This window comes from Collinsella aerofaciens, assembly GCF_039752985.1.
GTDB classification, from domain to species: Bacteria; Actinomycetota; Coriobacteriia; order Coriobacteriales; family Coriobacteriaceae; genus Collinsella; species Collinsella aerofaciens_BT.
In genome coordinates this window covers 1-3,232 of the sequence record NZ_JBDMHA010000109.1, presented here as the reverse complement: position 1 = coordinate 3,232, position 3,232 = coordinate 1, and the positions used below count along the sequence as shown (strand labels likewise).

The window sequence follows — 3,232 nt, the reverse complement described above, 5'->3', positions numbered from 1 at the left end:
AGTTGAGCGCCACGCGCTCGCCCGAAAGCAACACGCGCGCATCGCCGCGCACCTGACCCACATGGTCGCCGGCGTGCACCTCGTCGCCATCGGCAACGTCGAGCAGCACCGAGCTCTGCGAATCCAGCAGCTCAAAGGTGCGGGCGAACACATCCAAGCCGGCGATGATGCCATCGGCCTTGGCGATAAGCTCAACGGTAGCGGGACGCGCCGTGGGGCACACGCTCGCCGTGCTCACGTCCTCAAACGTAATGTCCTCGCGCAGAGCCTGCAGAATCAGATCATCGACGACGAGTTTCATGGTAATGGGATTCATGGTCTACTCCTCCACGGCCTGCGTGCTGGCGGCACGGGCCAAATCATCGATTGCCAGGGTGTCGGCGCTCAGGGCGCGATGACGGCCATCGAGCGCGGGCTCGCCCGCCTGCTCCACGGCCAGCGACTCGCCGGTGCGCATACGCCAAGCAGCGCGACGACCCCAGACTAGGGACTCGAGCAGGCTGTTGGAAGCTAGGCGGTTCTTGCCGTGAACGCCGTTGCAAGCCGTCTCGCCCGCGGCATAGAGCTCGGGCATCGAGGTGCGGCCATCCTTGTCGACCCACACGCCGCCCATAAAGTAGTGCTGCGTGGGCGTAACGGGAATGGGCTCATCCAGGATGTCGCGACCGTCCTCAAGGCAGCGCGCGCGGATGTTGGCGAAATGCCCGGTCACCACGTCGCGCTCGACGGGGGCAAAGCTCAGCCACTCGTGCTCAGTGCCGTCCTGCTTCATCTGCTCGCGAATAGCGGCGGCGACTACGTCGCGCGGCTGCAACTCGTCGGTAAAACGCTCGCCGGCGGCGTTGAGCAAAATCGCGCCCTCGCCGCGGCAGCTCTCGCTGATCAGGAAGGTGCGGCCCGGCTGCGGCGAGAACAGTCCCGTGGGGTGGATCTGCACGTAGTCCAAGTGCTCCATCTTAATGCCATGCTCCTGAGCGATGTAGCAGGCGTCGCCCGTGAGCTGCGGGTAGTTGGTCGAATGGTCGTATACGCCACCGATGCCGCCCGTTGCCCACAGCGTGTGGCGGGCATGGATCTTAAACGGCTCGCCGGCATGCACGCCCTCGGCGGCATTTGCCAGTTCGTCGGCGGGACGAACCGAGTTGTCCTCGTCCACGGAAACGGCGATGGCACCGGCACACACCGTGGCGCCGTCACGTTCGCCCGTCAGGATGTCGGTCATGGCCACGTGCTCCAAAATCTGCACGTTGTCCAGCTTGCGAACGGCCTGGAGCAGTTTGGTCGTGATCTCCTTGCCCGTAATGTCGGCATGGAAGGCAATGCGCGGACGGCTGTGCGCGCCCTCGCGGGTAAAGTCGAGGCTGCCGTCGGCCTTGCGCTCAAAATCCACGCCCATCGCTAGCAGGTCGTTGATGACCGAACGGCTCGAGCGGATCATGATGTCGACGCTCTCGCGGCGGTTCTCGTAGTGACCGGCGTGCATGGTGTCCTCAAAGAAGGCATCATAGTCCGAGCCCTCGGGCAGCACGCAGATGCCGCCCTGCGCGAGCATCGAATCGCACTCATCGACCGCGCCCTTGGAGAGCATGATCACGCGCGTGCTCGTCGGCAGATTGAGGGCCGCGTACAGACCCGCCACGCCGCAGCCGGCAATGACGACGTCGCACTCCATATCGGGGTATTGCTTGGTTTCCACAGGAATCCTCTCCCTTGTAATGTGGCATAAGGGACTGCCCCTCATGTCACATCGTTCTAACGCGCCGCGTACTCGAGCATACGGTCGAGCGTGAGCTTGGCCTGGTCTGCTGCCTCGTCCGAGACGCCGATCTGCACCTCGCCCTCGCCCGTCTCCAGGCAGCGCACGAGCTTCTCGAGCGTGATGAGATCCATGTTGACGCAGGTGGGCTGCACCGCGGGGAAGTAGAACTTCTTGCCGGTGCCCTGGCAGCGGCGCTCGAGCTCGTAGAGCACGCCGCGGACCGTCACGATGATGAATTCGCTCGCGCCGGATTCCTCGGCATACTTGATGATGCCGGCGGTGGAGCCGATGTAGTCGGCCTCGGCCAGGACGTCGGCCTTGCACTCGGGGTGCGCCAGCACGAGCGCGTCGGGGTGGGCCTCCGTCGCGTCGACGATCTGCTCGACGGTGATGATGTGATGGCGCGGGCAGCAGCCGTTGTTGAGGATGACGTGCTTTTGCGGCACCTGCTCGGCTACGAAGCGGCCCAGGTTTTGGTCGGGAATGAACAAGATATGCTGCTGCGGCAGCTCGGACACGATCTTGACGGCGTTGGAGCTGGTGACGCACACGTCGCTCCAGCTCTTGATCTCGACCGTGGAGTTGACGTAGCACACCACGGCCAGGTCGTCGCCGTACTCGGCGCGCGCCGCGTCGACCGTCTCGCGCTTGACCATGTGCGCCATGGGACAGTCCGCGCCCGGCTCGGGCAGCAGCACGGTCTTAGTGGGATTGAGCAGCTTGGCGCTCTCGCCCATAAACTCCACGCCGCACAACACGATGGTCTGCTGCGGCAGGCTTTTGGCGAGCTTTGCCAGGTAGAAGCTGTCGCCGACGTAATCGGCAACGGCTTGGACCTCGGGCGCCACGTAGTAGTGCGCCAGGATCACCGCGTCACGTTGGGTTTTTAGTTGCTGAATGGCCTCGACGAGCTCTGCGGGCACCAGTGCCGCGCGCTCCGTTGCCGTCGTTGCCGATGCCAGGCCGGCCGCAATGTCGCGTGCAAGCTCCGATGCATCCATGTTCGCGCTCTGTGCCATCAAGGCCCCTCTCTTTTGGCGAATCTTGGAGCTTTAGTATGACACCTAGGTTTACAGCTGACAAGACAGCTGTAAACCTAGGTGTAAAGTTGAAATAAAGATTCGGTCATGCGGCAGGCCCATTTTCGAACTGGCAAACTGAGGACAGCCGAGCTCTCGATAGCATAGGAGGCATCTTTGGACGGCCGCCGCGCATGGTCGACGGCATGCCCGCCAGGCAATCGCTCGCCGGCGCCAATCCGCTACAGCGGAGCGGCTGCCGGGGTCAGCTGCTTGATGTATGCCCACATGCGCTGCTTGGCGGCCTTGTCGGTGAGTGCCGCCTCAAAGCCGTCGAGCGCGAGCACGCGGCGGCCCTGCACATGGGCGACCAGGCCGGGCTTGAGCATAGCGGTATCGAAGTCGTCGATTGCCACAAGCATGTCGGCATAGGTCTCGCGCATGGTATCGGCCG

2 protein-coding genes and 2 pseudogenes are annotated in these 3,232 nt (G+C 63.7%); all 4 read right to left on the bottom strand.

What is annotated here, in order from left to right:
• Positions 1 to 316: pseudogene (locus ABHR76_RS09740) on the bottom strand (carboxylating nicotinate-nucleotide diphosphorylase); the annotation flags it as partial.
• Positions 317 to 319: 3 nt separating this feature from the next.
• On the bottom strand, positions 320 to 1,696 hold the full coding sequence (locus ABHR76_RS09735; protein ID WP_346977587.1) for an L-aspartate oxidase: 1,377 nt from the start codon (positions 1,694 to 1,696) through the stop codon (positions 320 to 322).
• A 56-nt stretch (positions 1,697 to 1,752) separates the two neighbouring features.
• The gene (gene nadA, locus ABHR76_RS09730; RefSeq protein ID WP_346977586.1) at positions 1,753 to 2,778 is read right to left on the bottom strand and encodes a quinolinate synthase NadA; all 1,026 of its coding nucleotides are present in this window, start codon (positions 2,776 to 2,778) and stop codon (positions 1,753 to 1,755) included.
• Between the two features lie 242 nt (positions 2,779 to 3,020).
• Positions 3,021 to 3,232, bottom strand: a pseudogene (locus ABHR76_RS09725) (hypothetical protein); the annotation flags it as partial.

Bases quoted from the DNA above. Each gene is read 5' to 3' on its own strand.
- nadA (WP_346977586.1), bottom strand. From the start codon at position 2,778: ATGGCACAGAGCGCGAACATGGATGCATCGGAGCTTGCACGCGACATT.